20 protein-coding genes are annotated in these 20700 nt (G+C 67.5%); 9 read left to right on the top strand and 11 right to left on the bottom strand.

Going from position 1 to position 20700, the window contains the following annotated elements; genetic code table 11:
• Positions 1 to 140: 140 nt before the first annotated feature.
• From QO259_RS18110 to QO259_RS18100, 3 genes are all read right to left on the bottom strand, one after another.
• On the bottom strand, positions 141 to 1295 hold the full coding sequence (locus QO259_RS18110; RefSeq protein ID WP_285951063.1) for an ABC transporter substrate-binding protein: 1155 nt from the start codon (positions 1293 to 1295) through the stop codon (positions 141 to 143).
• Between the two features lie 217 nt (positions 1296 to 1512).
• On the bottom strand, positions 1513 to 2082 hold the full coding sequence (locus QO259_RS18105; RefSeq protein WP_285951062.1) for a histidine phosphatase family protein: 570 nt from the start codon (positions 2080 to 2082) through the stop codon (positions 1513 to 1515).
• A 75-nt stretch (positions 2083 to 2157) separates the two neighbouring features.
• A complete protein-coding gene (locus QO259_RS18100; protein WP_285951061.1) occupies positions 2158 to 3600 on the bottom strand; it encodes an aminotransferase class V-fold PLP-dependent enzyme in 1443 nt (480 codons plus the stop codon).
• 272 nt (positions 3601 to 3872) lie between these two features.
• Here QO259_RS18100 and QO259_RS18095 point away from each other — a divergent pair, with 272 nt between their 5' ends.
• Positions 3873 to 4328 (top strand): Lrp/AsnC family transcriptional regulator, encoded by a 456-nt coding sequence (locus tag QO259_RS18095; protein ID WP_207036739.1) that lies wholly within the window; start codon positions 3873 to 3875, stop codon positions 4326 to 4328.
• Between the two features lie 42 nt (positions 4329 to 4370).
• Complete coding sequence (locus QO259_RS18090; RefSeq protein ID WP_285951060.1) at positions 4371 to 5366, top strand: D-2-hydroxyacid dehydrogenase; 996 nt, start codon at positions 4371 to 4373, stop codon at positions 5364 to 5366.
• Between the two features lie 28 nt (positions 5367 to 5394).
• Here QO259_RS18090 and QO259_RS18085 read toward each other — a convergent pair whose 3' ends face one another.
• Positions 5395 to 6789: an aminotransferase-like domain-containing protein gene (locus tag QO259_RS18085; protein ID WP_285951059.1), complete on the bottom strand. Its 1395-nt coding sequence runs from the start codon at positions 6787 to 6789 to the stop codon at positions 5395 to 5397.
• A 132-nt stretch (positions 6790 to 6921) separates the two neighbouring features.
• On the opposite strand from QO259_RS18085, the gene QO259_RS18080 reads away from it, so the two are divergent.
• Genes QO259_RS18080 through QO259_RS18070 form a run of 3 tightly spaced genes read left to right on the top strand, consistent with a single transcriptional unit; the run spans position 6922 to position 8721 of the window.
• The gene (locus tag QO259_RS18080; RefSeq protein WP_285951058.1) at positions 6922 to 7650 is read left to right on the top strand and encodes an alanyl-tRNA editing protein; all 729 of its coding nucleotides are present in this window, start codon (positions 6922 to 6924) and stop codon (positions 7648 to 7650) included.
• Complete coding sequence (locus QO259_RS18075; protein WP_285951057.1) at positions 7647 to 8249, top strand: LysE family translocator; 603 nt, start codon at positions 7647 to 7649, stop codon at positions 8247 to 8249. The genes QO259_RS18080 and QO259_RS18075 overlap by 4 nt, the downstream gene beginning before the upstream one ends.
• A gap of 37 nt (positions 8250 to 8286) precedes the next feature.
• Positions 8287 to 8721 carry a YqaA family protein gene (locus tag QO259_RS18070; protein ID WP_285951056.1) on the top strand — a complete coding sequence of 145 codons (435 nt, stop codon included), beginning with the start codon at positions 8287 to 8289 and terminating at the stop codon, positions 8719 to 8721.
• A gap of 17 nt (positions 8722 to 8738) precedes the next feature.
• On the opposite strand, the gene QO259_RS18065 is transcribed toward QO259_RS18070, so the two are convergent.
• Positions 8739 to 9677: a sensor domain-containing diguanylate cyclase gene (locus QO259_RS18065; RefSeq protein ID WP_285951055.1), complete on the bottom strand. Its 939-nt coding sequence runs from the start codon at positions 9675 to 9677 to the stop codon at positions 8739 to 8741.
• Positions 9678 to 9861: 184 nt separating this feature from the next.
• Positions 9862 to 10482: a DUF924 family protein gene (locus QO259_RS18060; protein WP_285951054.1), complete on the bottom strand. Its 621-nt coding sequence runs from the start codon at positions 10480 to 10482 to the stop codon at positions 9862 to 9864.
• Between the two features lie 219 nt (positions 10483 to 10701).
• On the opposite strand from QO259_RS18060, the gene QO259_RS18055 reads away from it, so the two are divergent.
• Positions 10702 to 11112 carry an RcnB family protein gene (locus QO259_RS18055; RefSeq protein ID WP_285951053.1) on the top strand — a complete coding sequence of 137 codons (411 nt, stop codon included), beginning with the start codon at positions 10702 to 10704 and terminating at the stop codon, positions 11110 to 11112.
• 105 nt (positions 11113 to 11217) lie between these two features.
• Here QO259_RS18055 and QO259_RS18050 read toward each other — a convergent pair whose 3' ends face one another.
• From QO259_RS18050 to QO259_RS18040, 3 genes are all read right to left on the bottom strand, one after another.
• Positions 11218 to 11646: an organic hydroperoxide resistance protein gene (locus QO259_RS18050; protein ID WP_207036757.1), complete on the bottom strand. Its 429-nt coding sequence runs from the start codon at positions 11644 to 11646 to the stop codon at positions 11218 to 11220.
• A 187-nt stretch (positions 11647 to 11833) separates the two neighbouring features.
• Entirely contained in the window at positions 11834 to 12283 is a 450-nt protein-coding gene (locus QO259_RS18045) for a MarR family winged helix-turn-helix transcriptional regulator (protein ID WP_285951052.1), read from the bottom strand.
• Between the two features lie 36 nt (positions 12284 to 12319).
• The gene (locus tag QO259_RS18040) at positions 12320 to 13282 is read right to left on the bottom strand and encodes a LysR family transcriptional regulator (protein WP_285952796.1); all 963 of its coding nucleotides are present in this window, start codon (positions 13280 to 13282) and stop codon (positions 12320 to 12322) included.
• Between the two features lie 180 nt (positions 13283 to 13462).
• Between QO259_RS18040 and QO259_RS18035 the strand changes: the two genes are divergently transcribed.
• Positions 13463 to 14536, top strand: coding sequence for an SDR family oxidoreductase (locus QO259_RS18035; RefSeq protein WP_285951051.1), 1074 nt, complete (start codon positions 13463 to 13465; stop codon positions 14534 to 14536).
• Between the two features lie 151 nt (positions 14537 to 14687).
• On the opposite strand, the gene QO259_RS18030 is transcribed toward QO259_RS18035, so the two are convergent.
• On the bottom strand, positions 14688 to 15527 hold the full coding sequence (locus tag QO259_RS18030) for an inositol monophosphatase family protein (protein WP_285951050.1): 840 nt from the start codon (positions 15525 to 15527) through the stop codon (positions 14688 to 14690).
• A 299-nt stretch (positions 15528 to 15826) separates the two neighbouring features.
• Here QO259_RS18030 and QO259_RS18025 point away from each other — a divergent pair, with 299 nt between their 5' ends.
• Positions 15827 to 17050 carry an ATP-grasp domain-containing protein gene (locus QO259_RS18025; protein ID WP_285951049.1) on the top strand — a complete coding sequence of 408 codons (1224 nt, stop codon included), beginning with the start codon at positions 15827 to 15829 and terminating at the stop codon, positions 17048 to 17050.
• 58 nt (positions 17051 to 17108) lie between these two features.
• The gene (locus tag QO259_RS18020) at positions 17109 to 19103 is read left to right on the top strand and encodes a hypothetical protein (RefSeq protein ID WP_285951048.1); all 1995 of its coding nucleotides are present in this window, start codon (positions 17109 to 17111) and stop codon (positions 19101 to 19103) included.
• Between the two features lie 34 nt (positions 19104 to 19137).
• Here QO259_RS18020 and QO259_RS18015 read toward each other — a convergent pair whose 3' ends face one another.
• Positions 19138 to 20325, bottom strand: a complete 1188-nt coding sequence (locus QO259_RS18015; RefSeq protein ID WP_502949117.1) for a CynX/NimT family MFS transporter — start codon at positions 20323 to 20325, stop codon at positions 19138 to 19140.
• Positions 20326 to 20700 lie beyond the last annotated feature (375 nt).

The raw sequence follows: 20700 nt of genomic DNA, 5'->3' as shown, positions 1-20700 counted from the left end.
GTGTGGTGTTCCCAGGCGGCGCCGAGTGGCGCTCGGTGCCGGTGCGTTGTCGTTGAAGGTCGTCGTGATTTGTTGTTGTCGAGCGTCTTGGCTTGTCGTCGTTGAACGCCGTGGTGCGTCGTTGGCGCGGCGCGGGTTGATCAGTGTCCGGGAAGCGATTCCCCGTAAGTGGCGCGGAAGGTGCCGTCGGCGGCGATCGGCAGGAAGTCGCGGAACAGCGCCTGCTGCGCCCCGTCAGGATCGAGTGCGGCGCACGCCTGGGGATGCAGCCAGCGGGCGATGGCTGTCAGCGCGAGGGCGCTGAACGGGCTCTGGTGATAGCCGTGCCAGAGGGCGTGGAGGCCACCCTGATTGACCGCGGAGAGCGTCGCCCAGCCCGGGCGACGGTTGACCACATCGGCCAGGTCACGCTGTGTCTGCGCGGGGGCGACGCCGAAACCGGCGCGCACCGAACCTCCCGCCGGCCACTGGGCTGCGGTGGCGATGATCACCGCCGGGTCGCGTGCCAGGATCGCTTCGGGGTTGAGCACGTTCTCGCTGCCCGGGGTCATGCCGGCGGCGATATTGTTGCCACCGGCCCGGGCCACCAGATCCGCGAGGCCGCTATCGAAGTTGCTGCGACAGCACCCCACCTTGAGGCCGGGGGCGATGTCGATCAGTACGCTGGGAGCCTGGTTTCTGGAGGTGTCATGGGCGGCGGCATCGACGCAGTCGGCGACCGCCGCCTCCAGCTCGGCCAGCCGCCGGTTCAGCGCCGCCGCCCGGGGCTGGGCGTCGAGTGCACGACCCAGCAGGGTCAGCGAGGGGCGGGTATCCGCCAGCGGATGCTGCTGGAAGTCGATGAACAGTACCGGGATGCCGAGGGCGTCGAGCTGTGCCAGCAGCCGGGTACCGCGGATGGCGCCGTAGCGGGCGCGATTGACCAGGATCAGATCCGGTGCGAGCGTGAGCAGCGCCTCGGCGCTGGGCAGCGGGTCGCCACCCGCCAGCACCGGTAACTGGGCCAGGGCGGGGAAGGCGTGGGTGAAGCGCGCCTGGGCTTCGGGGTCGAAGTCGGCGAGCGAGCCGTGCCAGCCGCTCAGGCGGGCTACCGGATCGGGCAGCAGCGCTGCCAGCGCCAGCAGATGCCGCGGGTCGTCGAGAAAGATGCGCTGCGGCGCGTGATCGAGGGTCACCACGCGCCCGGCGAGGTCGGTCACCTGTCGCGGATAGCGGGTCGCGGCGGGCCCATCGGTGCGCGTCCGGGTGTCGGTGTCGTCGTGGTCTGCGGCCTTGGCCGCGCTGGCGAGAGGCAACAGGCCCGCCAGCAGGCAAGCGCAGAGGATCAGGCGATGAAGCGATCGGCGCCAGCGGCGCAGGGAAGAGGCGGAGCGGCCGTGGCAGGCGAGCATCGGCAGTATTTTTCTAGTTGATTAAAGATAATCATTATCATTTTTATTTATAGGCAGGTCAACGCGGCGCACCCTGCTGCGCCACTGCCCGGGGAGAAGCGATGGGCCCCTGCGGGCTGCGCTAGCCCCCGAGTCTGGCGCGATCAGCGGCGGTAAAGTCGCGAATCTCCCACCGGTCTCCGGCAACCGGCGCGATCCACAGCGGGATGGCGTTGGCCGAGCGCGGGCCGGTGGGGCTGCCGTTGGTGAGCCAGCGCACCGCGCGTACCAGCCCGGAGTGGCCCACCACCAGCGGGGTATCGGCTTCGTCGAGCAGCGCATTGAGGGTGGTGGCGATACGAGTGACGAACGCCTCCCAGGCTTCGCCGTTGGGCGGCGTGTCGGTGTAGGGGATCGCGGTGGGGATCGGCTGCCCCTCCAGATCGCCCCAGTGGCGCTCCATCAGCCCCTCGATCAGGCGGTCGGGCGCGCGTCCCAGCGCCAGCTCGGCGGTGTGGCGGGCGCGCACCAGCGGGCTGGCGACCGCCAGCGACCAGTCGAGGCCGCCAACCAGCGCCTGGGCGCGGCGCGCCTCGGCCTCGCCGCGGGCGGTGAGGGGGACGTCGTGCTGGCCGCCGATACGCCGCTCCTGATTGCGCGTGCTCTGGGCGTGGCGCAGAAAGACGAACGGGCGACGGTTCAGATGGGGCATGGCGATGGCTCGAACAGGAAAGCGGGCGCGACTGACGCGGCGAAGGCGTTCATCTTACCCGCCTCGGCGCGGCTGTCATCCCTCGGCGGTCTCGGCCCGAAAGCGTGCGGTAGCCGGGTCGGCGCGGTAGTGGCGGGCCCAGGTCGGCGCTTCCTGGGCCAGGGTGAGCACGCCATCGAGAAGGCGCGCCACCTGCTCTTCGCTGTGGAGCAGATGCAGGCTCAGTCTGACCCAGCCGGGCTTGTCCAGTTCGTGCCCCTGGTCGAGGCGTTCGACCAGTGCCGCCGAGGCGGAGGCGTCGATCCCCAGCAGGCGGTGGGCGTAGGGCCCGGCGCAGGCGCAGCCGCCGCGGGCCTGGATGCCGTGGAGATCCGAGAGCATGCGGGTGAACAGCTGATGGTGAATCAGGTCGCCGTCGGCGTCGTGTATGCGGAAGGAGAAGATCGGCAGCGCCGCCACGTCCTGGCGCCCCAGCAGTTCCAGCCGCGGCTCGTCGGCCCAATGGGCGAGGGCGCGTCGGCGCAGCTCGGCATCGCGCTGCGCGATCTCGGGCAGCCCGATCGCGGCCTTGACCATCAGCGCCAGCGCGGCGCGGATGTCACCGATCACGTTGGGCGTGCCGCCCTCCTCGCGCGCCGCCAGGTTGGCGCTGTAGCGATGCGCCCAGGGTGAGACGAAGCTGACCGTGCCGCCGCCGGGCAGCGAAGGCGTGTGCCGCCGCACCACGCTGTCGCGCACCACCATGACCCCGGAGGCGCCGGGGCCGCCGACGAACTTGTGCGGCGAGAAGACGATGGCATCCTTGCGGCAGTCCGGCGCGGGCGCCATGTCCATCGCCAGATAGGGGCCGGCACCGGCGTAATCCCATATCGCCAGGGCGCCGTGGCGCTTGAGCCGGCGGGTGATGTCGTCGACGTCGCTGATGATGCCGGTGACGTTGGAGGCGGCCGAGAAGGCGCCGACGATCAGGTCACTGCCGGCGGCCGCTACCAGCGCCTGCTCCAGCGCCGCCGGGTCCGGCCCGCCGGCGTCGCCTTCGGGGATCTCGACCACCTCGGCGCCGCTCTCGCGCCAGGCGAGCAGATTGGAGTGGTGCTCGTAGGGGCCGACCAGCACGCGGATGCGCTCGCCGCGGCGCACCCCGGCGGCAATATCGAGCAGTGCCACGATCCGGTTGATACCGGCGGTGGCGCCGCTGCCGCTGAACACCACATGGCAATCCTCGGCGTTGAGCTCCCGCGCGATCAGCGCCCGTGCCTCCTGGCGCAGCCGGGTCATGGTCTGCCCGCAGTGCGACGCCTCGGTGTGCGAGTTGGCATAGAACGGCAGGACCTCTTCACTGACGAAGCGCTCGACCTGGCGCAGCGCGCGCCCGGAGGCGACATAATCGGCGTAGAGCAGGCGGCGCTGACCGAAGGGCGTGGTGATCGGCAGGTCGTCGCCGATCAGGCCCTGGCGCAGGCGCGCCAGCAGGTCGGGGCCGGAGAGGGCGTGTGTGAAGTCGGCGAGTGTGGTCATGGAGGCCTCGATACTAGGCTTTGTACGAAAACTATCTGCGCTCGGCAATACGGCGTTAAAAATCGGCTCAAAATGCTCATTTACACCTCGTAAACTCCGCGTTTTCGCCGATTTTTGCCTTGTCTTTCCTTCGCTCGCTGACTTTTCGTACAGAACCTAGAGGACGTGCAAGCGCAACGAACGAGGCTATGATATCCCGTCTCGGGCGGGTAGATTTCTCGTTATGACCCGGTATCGACCCAGACATTGAGTGATTTGACCCCATGAGCGGCGTGAAATTGGATCATTTCAACCTCGCCATTCTGCGCGAGCTGCAGCAGCACCCCGGCTGCGCCCAGCGCGAGCTGGCCGAGCGGGTCAATCTGTCCCAGAACGCCTGCTGGCGGCGGGTCAAACAGCTCGAAGAGGCCGGCGTGATCGAGGCGCGGCGGCTGGTGCTGAGCCGTCAGGCGCTCGGCTTCGGGCTGGTGGTGTTCTCGATGATCCGCACCCGCAGCCATTCACGCGCCTGGCTGGCGGCCTTCCGCGAGCATGTGCTGGGCATCCCCGAGGTGATCGATTTCTACCGTATCGGCGGCGATTACGACTACATGCTCAAGATCGTGGCGCGTGATATCGGTGCCTTCGACCTGATCTATCAGCGCCTGATCGACGGCTTCGAGATCGACACCGTCACTTCCTATTTCGCCATGGAGGCGCTGGCCGAGAGCCGCCCGCTGCCGGTGTGAGCCCGGCCCCTCCATTGAACTCCCTGCTGCCGAGGAACCGTCATGCCTGCCGCCAAGCCGCTCGAGGTGCATATCTACACCGATCCCGCCTTCCGCCAGTCGCCGGATTTCAGCGCCGAACGGGTGCGCGACATTCTGGACGAGTGCGCCGGGCTGGCATCGCGCATCGCGCTGAGCTTCAGCCGTGATGCGGCTACCCTCGACGCCGCCCTGGCCACCGCCGAAGTGCTGGTGGTGGTCGGCAAGCTGGATCTGGTCGATGCCGTTGCGCGGGCGCCCGCGCTGCGCTGGGTGCATATCACCAGCGCTGGGGTCGACCGGGTGCCGCTGGCGGCGCTGCCGGCGGGGCTCTACATCACCAACGCCCGCGGCAATCACGAGGCGCGCACCTTCGAGTTCTCGCTGACGGCGCTGTTGATGCTCAACAACGCCGTGCCGACGTTCGTCACCCAGCAGATCGAGCGGCGCTGGGCACAGCGCGCGCTCGAACCTATCGAAGGCAAGCGGGTGGTGATCCTGGGCATGGGTGCGCTGGGCAGTTCGGCGGCGCGGGCGGCCCGGCAGCTGGGACTTAAGATCACCGGGGTCAGCCGTAGCGGGCAGGCCCACCCGCTGGCCGATCTCAGCCTGCCCCAGGCGCGTCTGCCCGAGGCGCTGGCCGAGGCCGACTTCCTGCTGATCACCCTGCCGCTGACCGCGCAGACGCGATGCCTGGTCGGTGCCGCCGAGCTGGCGGCGCTGCCACCGCATGCCGGGGTGATCAATATCGGCCGCGGGCCGGTGCTGGACGTCGCCGCCCTGGCCCAGCGCCTGGAGGCGGGCCAGTTGGGCGGGGCGGTGCTCGATGTCTTTCCCGAAGAGCCGCTGGCGCCGGCGTCACCCTACTGGCGCACGCCCAATCTGATGGTGATTCCCCACAGCGGCCTTTATGACGCTGACTATGTACCGCGCTGCCTGCGCAGCTTCTTCGCCAACGTCAGCCGCTATCTGGCGGGCGAGGCGCTGGAGAATCGGGTCGATTCGACGCTGGGCTATTGAGAGCGGCGCGCGCCTGAGGTCAGGCCGATCACAGCGTCTGCCACAGCATCGGCCCCGGGTCGCCGAGGGTCTCGGCAATGGTGTCGAGGGCTCGCTCGAGGGCGTCGCGACTCTCCGCGGCGCTGATGCACAGGCGCAGCGCCTGGGGCGCGCTGACGCTGCCGAGGCAGAAGCTCTCGGCACTGCTGACAGCGATCTGGCGCTCACGCAGCTGCGCTTCGACGTGGCTCGAACGCAGATCCGCGGGTAGCGGCAGCCACAGATAGAAGCCGCCGCGCTGACCTTGTGGGTGGAACGCCGCGAGCTTCTCCTGGGCGCGATCGAAGCGCCACGCCAGCTCTTCGCGCTGCCAGGCGAGCAGCGCATCGGCGTCGCCGCTGGCAATCCAGTGCGCGACCACGCCATTCATCAGCGGCGGCGGCATCCAGCACTGCGCGCGCAGCGCCGCCGTCAGCCGCCCGTGCAGCGCCTGCGGGGCGCGTATTGCCCCTACTCTGAGCCCGCCGCCGAGCAGTTTCGAGACCGAGAACAGCGTCAGCGTGTGCGCCGGGGCGAGCTGGTAGAGCGGCGTCTCCGTGGCACCCAGTTGCGGGTAGATATCGTCCTCGATCAGCCAGAACCCGCGCGCCTCGGCCAGCGCGGCCAGGGCACGGCGGCGTGGCTCGCTCAGACGTACCGTCGTCGGATTGTGGCAATCCGGCATCACATAGAGCGCAGCGAATGGCTGCTGGTCATGGGCGCGGGCCACCGCATCGACGTCGATGCCGTGCGCATCGTGGGGTATCGTCACGCCCTTGAGCGACAGTTGCTGCAGCGCGCTGATCAGGCCCGGATAGGTGAGACGTTCGGCGGCGACCCGTTCCCCTGGCAGCAGCAGGGCGCTGAGGCAGAGATGGATACCGTGCATGCCGCCCTGGTCGAGCAGCAGCTCGGCCGGGTCGAGCGTGCGGCCCATCTTGCCCAGCCAGGCCGCCAGGGTGGCAATCTGCCATGCCTGCCCGGGTTCCGGCTGGTAGTCGATCATCGCGCTGAGCTGCTCCGGGTCCTGCTGGATCGCCTGCATCGCGCGGGCCAGATGCAGGCTGCGCTGCGCGGTCGGTGGCGGCGTGGCGTGGCTGAGATCGATCGACCCGCTGTCGCGCGGCTGCGTGAACAGATGGTCGAAGGCGCCGATACCGGCCTCGGCGCCACGCACATAGGTGCCGCTGCCGACCCGTGCGCTGACCACCCCGCGCTGCTCGGCCACGGCGTAGGCGCGGGTGACCGTCCCCACGGTCACGCCCAGAGCGTCGGCGAGGCGGCGCTGCGGGGGCAGTTTGTCGCCGGCGGCCAGCTCGCCGCTGGCTACCGCGGCGGCGATGGCGTCGGCGAGCTGACGATAGCGCGGGCCGCTGCCAGAGAGTGTCGGTGTCCAGATTGTCATGGTGACAAAAATCGGGTTGACCCGTTTCCTGGTGAGCTTATGCTCGAATTGTTCGCAAGGTGACGCGAAAAGTCAATAAATTGCACCCATACAATTTGGCCCGGCAAGGCGCCGGTTCGAGAGGAGGTCAGCATGTCCACCCAGCTGCGGTTTCGCGATCTACCCATGGCGCGTGAGAGTCTGGCCAGCGTGACTGCGGTGGATACCGATGGCGCGGTGGCGACCGACGCCACGCTCTTCTATCCCCAGGGGGGCGGCCAGCCCGGCGATAGCGGGGTGTTCATCACCGCCGATGGCCGCTGCCTGACGGTGCACGACACGCGCAAGGGCGAAGGCGGCGCGGTGTGGCACTATCTCGACCCCGGGCACTGCCTCACCGTCGGCCAGAGCGTGACCCAGCAGATCGACTGGCCGCGGCGCTGGGCGCACATGCGCATGCATACCGCCCTGCACCTGCTCTCGGTGCTGGTGCCCTATGGGGTCACCGGCGGCAGCATCGGCGCCGAACGCGGTCGCCTCGATTTCGATCTGGGCGAGGCCAGCCTCGACAAGGCGGCGCTGACCGCGGGCCTAGAGGCGCTTATCGCAGCCGACCACCCGGTCTCCAGCGAGTGGATCAGCGAGGCCGAACTCGACGCGCGCCCCGAGCTGGTCAAGACGATGTCGGTGGCGCCGCCGCGGGGCGCCGGCATGATTCGCATGGTTCGCATCGGCGATATCGACTATCAGCCCTGCGGTGGCACCCATGTGACTTCCACCGCCCAGATCGGTGCGCTGCACGTGGCCAGCATCAAGAACCGCGGCGCCCGCAATCGCCGCATCACCCTGGCATGGAATCAGACCGCGGAGGGGCAGGCATGACCTCGCTCGCTTGGTGGCTGTCGCTGACACTCTTCGCCGCGTCGATGACCGGCTCCCCCGGACCCAACAACGTCATGCTCACCGCGTCCGGCGCGCTCTACGGCTACCGTCGCACGCTGCCGCACATCTTCGGCATCATGGCCGGCGGCTTCGTACTCTTCCTGAGCATCGCGCTGGGGCTCGGTACGCTGTTCGAGCGCTACCCGCTGATCCAGCAGAGTCTCAAGGTGGTGGGCGCGGTCTATCTGCTCTATCTGGCGTGGAAGATCGCCAGTGCTCCGCCACCGAACCTTGTCGCTCGGGATGGGGCGCGACCGCTGACCACGTGGCAGGCGGCAGCCTTCCAGTTCGTCAATCCCAAGGTATGGGTCATGGGCATCGCGCTGGTGGCGGGTTTTCTGCCCCACGAAGGGCCGCTCGTTCTCAACGCCCTGGTGCTGGCGCTGGTGATGGAGAGTGTGGCGTTCTTCTGCATCTCCTTCTGGGCGATGTTCGGCATGGCGATCGGGCGGCTGCTGAAGACGCCGCGGGCGTGGCGTATCTTCAACGGCGTGATGGGCCTGGCAACCGCTGCCTGTGTCGGGTTCATTCTGAGCTGAGATTCCGGAATATCAGTCGCCCGGCCCGGAGAGAGGCGTGAGCTATCTGACCCTGTTCGTCACCGCGCTGGTCTCCGCCACCCTGCTGCCGGCGTCGTCGGAGGTGCTGCTGGGGGCGCTGGCCACCCAAGGGCATGCGCTGTTCTGGCTGTGGTTCTGGGCCACCGCGGGCAACACTCTCGGGTCGGTGATCAATGGCGTGCTCGGCCGCCAGGTGGATCGCTTCCAGCAGCGGCGCTGGTTTCCGCTCAGCCAGGCGCAGCTGGCCCGCGCCCGGGTGCGTTTCAACCGCTACGGTCAGTGGTCGCTGCTGTTTGGCTGGCTGCCCATCGGCGGGGATGCGCTGACGCTGATCGGCGGCGTCATGCGGGTGCCGTGGTTCAACTTCGTGGTGCTGGTGGCGATCGGCAAGGGTCTGCGCTATGCGATCGTTCTCTGGCTGGTGCTGGGTGTCGCCGGTGGGGGAGGCTGACGCTCGGAAGCCGCTGATTACTGGGCCTGGGCAAGTCGATTACGCCCGCGGCGCTTGGCACGATAGAGCGCGCGGTCGGCGCGTTCGAGCAGGGCGTCCTGGCTCTCGTCGCGGTAGGCGGCGACGCCTGCCGACAGCGTCACCTCGAGAGAATGGCTAGTGAGCGGGGTCGACGCCAATGCCTGGCGGATGCGCTCCACCGCCTGGGTCGCCTGATCCAGGGCGACCCCGGGCAGCACCAGCAGCAGTTCGTCACCTCCGAGCCTGATCGCGGCATCGCTCTCGCGCAGCGATTGACGCAGCAGCTCCGCGACACCGACGAGTATCTCGTCACCGATGGCGTGTCCGTGGGTGTCGTTGATCTGCTTGAAGCCGTCCAGATCGATCACGGCGATGCACAGTGGCTGGCCGTAGCGCTGGTGCTCGTGAATCTCCGCTTCGAGCCGATCGAGTCCAGCACGCCGGCTCTGCAGGCCGGTCAGCTCGTCGTACATGGCGATCTGGGTCAGGCGCTGGTTGGCCTCGCGCAGGGAGCGCTCGAGCGTCTTGTGCTCGCTGATATCGACCACGAAGGTCGCCTTGTAGACGTTGCCCTGATCATCCTCCACCCGGACCGCCTCGGCCATAATCGAGATTTGCCTGCCCTGACGGTTGACCACTTCCCACTCGGCGCGCGACCCCGGCGTGCCGATCAGCGGGTCGCTGTCCTCGCCCGTCTCGATGAAGGCGCGGTGCATGCGGCGCATCATGTCGCGGTGTTCGGGGGCCAGTACCAGCGTGAACTCCTCACCCAGCAGCTCCTCCTCGGTATAGCCGTAGAGCTTGCAGTAGGCGGCGTTGACCATCTGGAAGCGACCCTCGGCATCGGTGATGCAGATCGCCAGCGGGGTCGAGCGGATCAGGGTCATCAGCGCCGCGTCGGAGAAGTGTGGAGGCGAGGTCGAGCGCGGTGGCATGTCAATGTCCTGATCAGCGTGTAGTGGGATAGCGACCCGCGAAGCATCTTGTGGGCGGGTCGCCGAGTTGGTTGGTCGTCGAGTCAATGGGGCGCCGAGTGAATGGGGCGCCGAAAGAGTGAGTCGAGCCATGGCCCTAGACGGCGCGCCAGTGTAGCGGCGGGCGTTCGCCGGCGACAGCGGCTCAGAAAGTGGACCCTGGCTGGCGCAGGAAGGCGATCTCCTCCGGCGTCGAGACGCGTCCGAGCATGGCGTTGCGATGGGGATAGCGGCCGAAGCGCTGGAGGATCTCGCGGTGACGGTGCTCGTAGTCGAGCTGTGTCTCCATGCCGGGAACGTCGAACAGCGTGACCGCACGCGCATGGATCGCCAGCGATTCGCTGTGCATGAACGGCATATAGGCGAAGATGCGCTGCGTCAGAGGCAGCTTGGCATCCTCACCGCGGGCGATCAGCTCCTGGGCCAGCGCCAGGGCCAGCGGGTCCTGGGCAAAGGCGGCCGCCGTGTCGCGATGGACGTTGCGCGAGAACTGATCGAGCACCACGATCTCGGCCAGGCGCCCGGCGGGGGTATCACGCCAGTGCCATAGCTCGCAGCGCGCGGCGGCTGCCAGCGTGGCGCCGAAGCGATCCGCGATCTCGCCGTCGAGTGCAGCATCCTTGGCAAACCACTGCTTGGCTGTGAGCGTCTCGAACCAGAAGTCGCACACGGCCTGGGGCGTGGCGATGTCGTGGGCAGTCTTGCTCTTGCTATCGGCGGTATCGGTATCCGCTGTCTCGGCGCTATCGCGGGGTGTGTCCGGCATGGCGAGTCTCTTGGTGAATGAGTTTCCTCAGCATAGTTAACCAGTGCCCGAATTGGCTATAGGGCCGGGCGGCATAGGCGCGTCACCGCGATACCCGGCGACGAGCTTCACTATTCATGAACGCTGTTTCCTTATTCTGCCGGCACACTCGACTCATCTCCCGGCGACTGGCGCCTCGGCGCCACCGACTGTTCACCCCCGGCGAGAGAGGAGACCCACATGGGCAACAACCGCAATACGGCGTATTGCCTCCCGCCTTACAGCCGTCTCGGGCGCCGTCTCACGGCCCTGACCCTGATGGCCACCCTGGGGTTGAGTGGCGCTGCCCAAGCGCATCCGGGGGGTGGCCCTGGTCACGGCCCTGGCGGGCCCCCGGGCCACGCGCGCCAGCATGACCACCACCATCACGAACGCGGCCATGACCGCTACCATGAGCCATCACGGGCGTGGCATCCCGGCGGGCGGATCGCCGCGCGCTACTATCGCGACGACCGCTACTGGGTACGCGACTGGCACGCGCGGCATCTGCGGGAACCACCCCGCGGGCATCGCTGGCTGAATATCGATGGCGATTACGTGCTCGCTGCGGTCGCCACCGGCGTGATCACGGCGATCATTCTCAATCGCTGAGCCGGTTGCCTGGCCTGGCGCTGTGCCAACAGCAAGACGCCCCGGCCCCTGTGTAAGGGGCCGGGGCGTCCGGGTGGAACGAGCGTCGGCGCTGCCGACGCCGGTTCAGACCTCGACGTTGAGGGTGACGTCGATATTGCCGCGGGTGGCGTTGGAGTAGGGGCAGACCTGATGCGCTTTCTCGACCAGCGCTTCGGCCTGTTCACGATCCATGCCCGGCAGCTTCACCGTCAGGGTGGCTTCGATGCTGAAACCGTTACCCTTGGGGCCGATGCCGACTTCACCCTGGATCTGGGTCTCTTCCGGCAGCTTGGCTTTCTCTTGCGATGCCACCAGCTTGAGCGCGCCGATGAAGCAGGCGGAGTAGCCAGCCGCGAACAGCTGCTCGGGGTTGGTACCGTCGCCACCGGCGCCGCCCAGCTCCTTGGGTGTGGAGAGCTTGACGTCGAGCGCTTTGTCGTCGGAAGCGGCGCGGCCGTCGCGGCCGCCGGTAGCTGTGGCCTGGGCGCGGTAAAGAACTTTATCGAGTGACATGAGACTGCTCCTTCGAGTTCAGGGTCGTGCGCCATTGAATCGTGCGCGACCTGGTTGGGTGAAAGCGTTTTGCCATCTATTTCACTACTGTCTATTTCACAGCGGTCTATCTATTTCACAACGCGCTATCGATCGCTCCGACGCATGATGCGATCACGCCGCAGGGCCATGCTATCCGACCGCTGCGTCACTGGCCGTCGAGTCGCCGACGCAGCCCGTGCAGGGCGTCGCGCAGTTCGGCGGCCTCTTCGGGTGTACACTGGCCCGCGCAGCCGGCGGCATGGGGAACCGCCTTGGCGCGTTCACGCAGCGCACGGCCCTTGACGGTCAAGGCGATCTCCACCTGACGTTCATCCTGGCGCGAGCGTTGACGTGTGACCAGGCCGGCCGCAGCCAGGCGCTTCAGCAGTGGCGTCAGCGTCGCCGAGTCCAGGTAGAGGTGTTCGCCGATCTCCGACACCGTCTGACGATCCCGCTGCCATAGCACCAGCATGGTCAGATACTGGGGATAGGTCAGATCGAGCTCGCGCAGCAGGCCGCGGTAGAGCTTGTTCATCGCCAGTTGGGTCGAATAGAGCGCGAAGCAGAGCTGCGATTCGAGCGCCAGGGCGTTGTCGGTGTCATCCGGTGTCGTCATGCAGGCAAGATAGATCGCGCACGATTCAATCGCTAATTAGCTTTGTCTATGATCGCTCGAAAGGCCGTCTATACGCTCCCGCCAGCGATCCCAGGCCGGCCGTGGCGCCAGCGATTCGCGCAGATAGTCGAGAAAGGCGCGCACCTTGCGCGTGCGCAGGCGGCGCTCCGTGGTCAACACGTGAATGTCGCGGCGACCCGGCATCACTTCGCCGCGCCACGCCTCCAGTAGTGGCACCAGCTCGCCTTGTGAGAGCGCATCGCCGATCAGCCAGGTGGGAAACAGCACCAGCCCCTGGCCCAGCAGCGCGGCGCGCAGCAGGCTCTCGGCATCGTTGCTGTAGAGGTTGCCGCTGACCTCGAACGGGGTCGAGCTGCTCTGCTCCGGCGTCTGGAAATACCAGCGCTGGCGGCCCATCTCGCCCTGGTAGAGCAGGCAGTTGTGCTCGCTCAGCGCCTCGGGTGTCTGCGGGGCCCCGTGCGCTTCGAGATAGCTTGGGGCGGCGGCCACCACATAGTTCATCGGTGCCAGGCGGCTCGCCACCAGCGAGGAGTCGGCCAGGTCGCCGACACGAAAGGTGATGTCCTGGCCTTCTCTTACCGGGTCGATGACCTGGTCACTCAACTGCAGCTCGGCGGTGATGCCGCGGTGGCGGCGCTGGAAGGCATGCAGCAGCGGCACGATCTGGCGCTGGCCGAAGGCGACAGGCGCGTTGATGCGCAACACGCCGCTGGGCTCGGCGTCGGGGTAGGCCAGCGCCTCGGTGGCGAGATCGAGCCGTTCCAGAATCGCGCGGATCTCTTCGTAGTAGCGCCAGCCCGCGTCGGTGAGCGCGACGGCGCGGGTGTGCCGGTAGAGCAGCGGCTGGCCGAGCGCCTCTTCCAGAGCGCGAATCTGGCGCGAGACCGAGGAGACCGCACGGTGGAAATGCCGGGCGGCGGCGGTGAAGCTGCCGGTCGCGGCGACGCGCTCGAAGACGCGCAGGGCGTTGAGATCCAGCGTGTCGAGCGCCTTCCGCGTTGTCGGTCTGTCCGCCATCGAGTTGCGCCCCATGCAATAAAGATTTGCGAGGCTTTCGATTGTAGCAACGATCCGGTGCTACCAGACTGCGCTCATCGATCCGGCGCGCTGCCGGGTCTTCCGGATTCGATTCCCTGACTGGATAGGAGGTCATCGACCATGCGTAAGGGGACTGCACTCGTCGTCGGCGCCACCGGCATCACCGGCGGCAATCTGGCCAGCCATCTCGTCGCCAGCGGCTGGACCGTCTACGGCCTGTCACGCCGCGCCACCGAGCAGAGCGGGGTGATTCCCGTCGCCGCCGACCTGCTGGACCCAACCGCCACCGAGCAAGCGCTGGCCGGCCTGCCGATCACCCACGTCTTCTACTGCACCTGGATTCGCCGTGACAACGAGCGTGCCAATGTCGAGGCCAACAGCCAGATGATGCGCAATCTATTCGCCGCGCTCGAAGCGGCCCCGCTCGCGCATGCCTCGCTGGTCACCGGCACCAAGCAGTATCTGGGCTCGTTCGAGGCCTACGGCAGTGGGCGGATCGAGACGCCGTTCCGCGAGTCCGAGCCGCGCGTGCCCGGCGACAACTTCTACTATGCGCTGGAAGACGTACTGTTCGAGACCGCCGAGCGCCGGGGCTTGGCCTGGAACGTGCATCGCCCGCACACCGTGATCGGCTATGCCCGCGGCAACGCCATGAACATGGGCACGACGCTGGCGGTCTATGCCTCGATCTGCCGCGAAACCGGGCGGCCGTTCGTCTTCCCCGGCTCGCAGACCCAGTGGAACGCGCTCACCGACATGACCGATGCGCTGGTGCTGGCGCGCCAGATGGAGTGGGCGGCGACCACCCCGGGTGCAGCCAATCAGGCGTTCAACACCGTCAACGGAGACGTCTTCCGCTGGCGTCGGATGTGGCGCGAAATCGGTGAGTATTTTGGTCTGGAAAGTCAGGGCCCCGAAGCCTCGGACGACCCGGAGACGATGCAGCCGCTCGACGAACAGATGGCCGGTGCCGAATCGATCTGGCGCGAAATCGCCGCCAAGCACGATCTGGTCGAGCCGGATGTCGACAAGCTCGCCTCCTGGTGGCACACCGATGCCGATCTCGGCCGCGACCAGGAGTGCGTCAACGACACCACCAAATCGCGGGACTTCGGCTTCGATCACTTCCGCGAGACGCGAGCGGCGTTTTTCGATCTGTTCGATCGTCTGCGGGCGGAGAAGATCATTCCCTGATCGATCCATCTGATCGATTCGTCCCGATCGGCTAGAGAAAAGAAAACCGGCGCCCTCCTGGCGCCGGTTTTCGTCGTCTTGGATGGCGTCGTCATGGATCGCCAATGATGGCCTTTGCGCTGCGTAAGACGTCGACGAGTGCAGGCACTCTTTAGCCCAGAAAGCTGAACTTCTCGCGCAACTGCTCCCAATGCGCTCTCGAGCTGGCCGCCAGTACCGTGCCCTTGTGAATCGTCGGCTGGTAGGGCGTGCCGTCGAGCAGCGCCGAATAGCCCCCGGCTTCGGCGTGGATCATCAGCCCTGCGGCGTGATCCCACGGCATCAGCTTGCCGGTGAGCATGAAGTCGACGAAACCGAACGCCATGGTGCGGTACTCATGGCAGGCGCAGCCGAACGCCATCATGCGCTGGAAGTCGGGAAAGGTCGCGGCGAGCTGGTACTGCTGCGGCTTGGGGAAGAGCCGGATCGATGTCGAGCCGACCATCTCGCCGAAGTTCGCGGTATCCGACACTTGCAGCCGGCGCTGGGTGCCATCCGGGCGGCCGAACCAGGCGCCCTCGCCGTGGCGCGCGACGATCCAGTCGTCCGCCATGGGGTCGTAGAGCAGCCCGAAGATCGTCTCGCCGAAGCTGGTGGCGGCCAGGATCACGCCGAACTGGTTGAGCCCGCGGGCGAAGTTCCAGGTGCCGTCGACCGGGTCGATGATCAGGGCCAGCTCGGCGCCGGCGATATCACCCAGGCTGGCGCTGCCATCGGCCACCGCCTCCTCGCCGATCACCGTCGCCTCCGGCAGCAGCTCGCGAATCGCCGCCGTCATCATCCGCTCGGCGCCCTGATCGGCATCGGTGACCAGGTCGTCCGGTGCGCTCTTGGCGCGGATCGCTTCTTCCGACAGGTTGCGAAAGCGCGGCAGAATCTCGCGCTTGGCGGCGTCGCGCACGATATCGATCAGACGCTGCTGTTGCTCGAGGCTGATGGCTCTGGCTGGCATGCGAATCTCCTGGGCGATGGGGGAGCCCCTAGGGTATCCGATTCCGGCGTGGTTGACGCCTCTCTGCCGCCAGGTAGGGATTTGTGGTGTAGGCACCCTAAATGCTGCGTCGGCATGGCCATCAAAAGGTTCTGATATCCCTAATAAAGAATGATGCAAAATGCTTTTTTCTGGATTCTATCTGCTGGGATATTGACGGCTTTTGGGCGAGTTTGCGCCGGCGGGGTGGCGCGGGTCGGCATCTCCCCTACACTGAGGTAGGCATACATCACAACGACAGCGAACAGGGAGACACGACCATGGAAAAGAATCCCGACAAGGGCTACATCGCGCTGCTGGGCTGGAGCCTGGGCGCGGTGGAGGCCGCAGCAGCCTTTGACCGTCGCTACGTGGTGGTCGCCCCGGAGTGGGCCGAAGAGTACTGCCGCCAGCACGAGATCCCCTACCTGCCATGGAACTTCGAGCGTCTCAACGACCGTTCGATGGAGATCGCCGAGACCCTGCGCGACATGGGCGTGGACGCGGCGGTGCCGCTGTTCGAGGAAACCGTGGAGTGGGCCGGGGCAATCAACTCGGTGCTGATGCAGAACCCGCGCCTGCACGGCCAGGCGGTGCTGTTCCGTGACAAGGCGCTGATGAAGCGCCGCGCGCAGTTGGGCGGCATCCGCGTAGGTATCTTCGAAGAAGCCCACGAGAAGAGCGACGTGGTGCGCTTCTTCAAGCGCGTCAACCAGACGCTGCTCAAGCTCGACGGCGACCCTGACGACCCGATCCACCTCAAGGCCTTCGACAAGGCCGGCTGCCTCGGCCACCGGGTGATCCGCACCTATGAAGAGATCGACGCCATCCCCGAGAGCGAGTACCCGCTGCTGATGGAGAGCCATCTGGACGGCTGGGAGTTCGCCGTCGAAGCCTGGGTCTGGGACGGCAAGATCCAGTTCCTCAATATTTCCGAATACGTCACCCTCGGCTACTCGGTCTTCGTGCCGGCGACCCCGGAGCTGGAGCAGTACCGCGAGCAGATCACGCGCCAGATCGAGCTCCTGATCAAGACGTTCGACATCCAGTTCGGCCAGATCCACCCGGAGTACTTCGTCACCAGCGACGGCACCATGTACTTCGGCGAAGTCGCCTATCGCCCGCCGGGGTTCAAGGCGTTCGAACTGATCGAGCGCGCCTACGGCTTCAACGCCTATCAGGCCTCGATGCTGGTGTTCGACCCCAAGGCTACCGCGGAAGAGGTCGCCGCCTTCTTCCCCGAGCCGGTCACCGGCGCCAAAGGGCACGCCGGCTGCTTCGGCGTCTATCCGCGCCGGCGGGTGGTCAGCCGTCTGGAGATCCCGGAGGAGACCGAGCGGCACCCCTATTTCGACTACCACGAACTCAGCGCGCCGCTGGAGGAGACCGTGACCAAGCGCACGGCGTTCGGCACCCACTGGGGGCTGCTGTTCTTCTTCGGCGACGACCCGCACACCCTGCGCGACCTGCTCAAGCATCAGGAGTCGCTTGATTTCTACGTCTGATCCGCGACAGTGGCAGAGTCTTTTCGAAGTTGCCCAGAGTGGCGGGGAGTGTCAGCGCATGTCGTCAGATAACGAGCTGCCGGTCAGCGAGCAGCGCCTTGGTGCGCTGCTGCAACAGCTCGAGGCGGCACTCGCCGCCCTCGAATCGGCGCCCAGTTTTTCCCGCCCGGGACGCGCCGGGCGGGTTTTCGACCTGGCGCGGCGTATCCTGCTCGAGCCGGGCGGCTGCGCGGCGCTGGAGCAGCGCGCCCAGGCGATCGAGCAGGCGGGAACCTTCGCCGACTCCGACTGGGCCGAACCGCAGCGCCTGCAACCGGCGCTGACCCCGGCCTCGCTCGGTAGCCCCCAGGCCGAGACGGTGGTGATCGAGGCGCTCAGCGAGCTGCGCCTGCTGGCGGTGGCGCATGGCGACTACGCCCATCCGTTGATCTCCGCCGAGCAGGCGCACAATCACCTGACCCAGGTGCTGGCGCTCAATCTGTCGCGTATCTTCGCCTTCTCCGGCGAGGCCGAGCGCGAGACCCAGGGGCGTCTGGCCGAGGTGCCGCGGGCGCTGATGCGCTATCTCGCCGAGCGGGTCGGCTACGAGTTCATCGTCGAGACCATGATCGACGAGATCTGGCGGCTGCTCGGCCAGCGCCCGCTGATGGTCGCCCCGGTACGCCGCATGATCGATCAGCTGGCGCTGTGTCAGGCCAACCCGGAGATCGACCTCGGCACCAGCGGCCAGGGCGCGGCGCGGCTGGTCAGCAGCCTCTACGGGCCGACCCAGGGCTGCCGCGAGGACCCAGGCGTCGAAGCCTATGTCGGCCGCCTTGCGGGAATGGACACCGCGGCGCTGCAGCAGGAGGCCACCGGCATGGCGCGGGCGATGCACGACACCGGCCTGGTCTCGCCCTATCACCCGGTGCTGCTGCGCTATCTGCTCGACCACGGCGACCATTTGATCAGTGAAGCGCTGGGGCTCTCGACCACCGGGCGCGACTGCCTGCTCTGCTATCACCAGTTGATCCGTGCCCTGATCGATGCGGTGGCGCATCCGGCCACGGCCCAGGGGATCTACGGGCTGGCGCTGCTGCTCGAACGCGGGATTCTCTACCAGCCGCCGCTGGCGCCGGCGCTGTGGCGTCAACTGGGCCTACTGCTGAGCGACAACGCCCGCCAGCGTCTGCGTCTGGCCTACGGTGATGCCACGACGCCCGAGGCGCGGCTGGTGGAGGGCGTGCTGTGCATGCTCGGCCTGCCGCTGGGCGTGGGGCAGGGCAACAACCCCACCTGCCAGTCGGCACGCGCGCTCTCCATGTGGGCCTACAACGACCCCGACTATCTGCTGCAGATGGTGACCTGGGCGGCGCGTGACGACGAGATCGTGATGCACTTCGAAGGCCAGCCGATCTCGTCGAACACCAGTGGCGCCGGGCTCGCCAGCGGCATGACCCTGGATCTCGATCCGGTCTCGCTGCTGGTGGTGCCGCATCTGGACCGTATCTATGCCGAAATGGGGCGGCTGTGCATCGGCCGCGACGGCGACCCGCACCGCTGGGTCAACCCCGAGTTCCACGGCTGGTGGGCCGGGCGCGGCTTCCATATCAGCGTGGATATCGCCAGCGGGCGGATCGACGACCCCGAGACCTTCTACCGCCACTTCTACGCTGCCTACCACCCGCTCTACAACGGCAACCAGCCGCTGGTGCACCCGCAGCCGGCGGGGATCGCGGTGACCGACAGCGCCGCGCGCTTCATCGGCTGGCATGCGATCACCATCCTGCGGGCCGCGCTCGGCCCCGACGAGGGCATGCGGGTCTACTTCTTCAACCCCAACAACGATAGCGGCCAGGATTGGGGCGACGGTGTGCGGGTCAGCACCGACGGCAACGGTGAGCGCTTCGGCGAAGCCTCGCTGCCGTTCGCCCAGTTCGCCTCGCGGCTCTATATCTTCCACCTCGACCCGCAGGAGGAGGGCGCCCCGGCGCATGTCTCCGCCGACGAGCTGGGCGAGGTGATGGGCTACCTGCGGCGCAGCTGGGGGGCCGAGCGCCTGGCCCCGGCCTGAGCCGGGGCCATGACCTGATGTGCCGGGTCGTGGCTCAGCGTTGCTGAACCGAGGCCACCTGGCGGTCGCGGCCGGCGCCCAGGGCCGCGACCATGGCGCCCAGCGCAATGGCCACCAGCAGCCCGCCGACCGCGTTCCAGCCGCCGCTCCAGTCGTGCAGCAGGCCCACCAGCAGCGGCCCCAGCGCCGCCAGGGTATAGCCGATGCCCTGGGCCATGGCGGAGAGGCTGGCTGCGGTCAGCGCATCCGGCGCGCGCAGCGCCAGCAGGGTCAGCGCCATGCTGAAGGTGCCACCCTGGCCCAGCCCGAGGATCACCACCCACACCCAGATACCGCCGATGGGCGCATATAGGCAGCCCATCAGCCCGGTGAGTGTCAGCCCCATCACCGCCACCAGCACCGCACGCTGATCTTTCATGCGACTGCCGATCCACGGCGCCGCCAGCGCCGTGGTCACCTGCAACAGAATCGACACCGACAGCGCCAGCCCCGCGGTGACCGGCGCCAGGCCGCGGTCCTGCAACAGCGTCGGCAACCAGCCGAAGACGGTATAGGCGAGCGACGACTGCAGCCCCATGAACAGTGACACCTGCCACGCCAGCGGGTCGTGGCGCAGGCGCGCCCCGGTGCGGGCCGCCACCCGGGTAGCCGCGCTGCCGCGTAGCTGCGGCAGCCACAGCAGCGCGGCGACCACCGCGGGCAGCAGCCAGAACGCCAGCGCGCCTTGCCAGTCCGCGCCCAGCGCCTGGCGCAGCGGCTCGGTGGTGCCGGCCGCCGCCGAGGCGCCGAGATTGAGCGCCACGGTGTAGAGCCCGGTCATGATGCTGACCCGCTCGGGGAAGTCGCGCTTGACGATACCCGGCAGCAGCACCCCGATCACCCCGATACAGCCGCCGGCCAGGGCGGAGCCCAGCAGCAGCCCCAGGGCGCCGACGTAGGGGCGTAGCGCCAGCGCCACCCCCAGTACCAACAGTGCCAGGAACACGCTGCGCTCCGGCCCCAGACGACGTACCAGGCGCGGCGCCAGCGGCGCCGCCAGCCCCAGGAACAGCACCGGCAGCGTGGTCAGGATGCCCTGCACGCTGGGCGAGAGTGACAGCGCCTCGGCGATACTGCCGAGCACCGGCGAAACACTGGTGAGTGCCGGACGCAGATTGAGCGCCACCAGCAGCAGCGCAACGAGAGTGAGCAGGCCCCGGCGGGGCAGAGTGGAACGGGACACGGGAATCATCCTTGAGTATCGCGAAGGCGGCACCCCTGGCGCCGCCGAGACGTGGCGAAGGATGGTGGCTGGCCGCGCCGAGCGCAAGGCACAGTGAGGCACGCGGGGTGTATGGCGTGCCTGGGTGCCTCTGAGCATCTGAGTGAGCCAGAGCGGGCGGGGCGCGCTGGCGCGGGTGGCCGTTGCGCGTGTTCGAGGCTTCTCCGCCGGGCGCCCGTCAATCTCGCGGGCCAAAGGCTTGATGTAAAAGGCTTCTTCAGAGAGTCGCGACTGAATTCGGCGGTTACAGCGCGCCATGGGAGACAGCTCGGCGTTCGCTCGTATCTGCCATTCTCGATGACGCAGAGCATCGGCAGAGTACCAGTGACTTGCGTG

Origin of the sequence: Salinicola sp. JS01 (assembly GCF_030284585.1) — a bacterium.
Classification (GTDB): domain Bacteria; phylum Pseudomonadota; class Gammaproteobacteria; order Pseudomonadales; family Halomonadaceae; genus Salinicola.
This window is presented reverse-complemented; position numbering and strand designations above follow the sequence as displayed.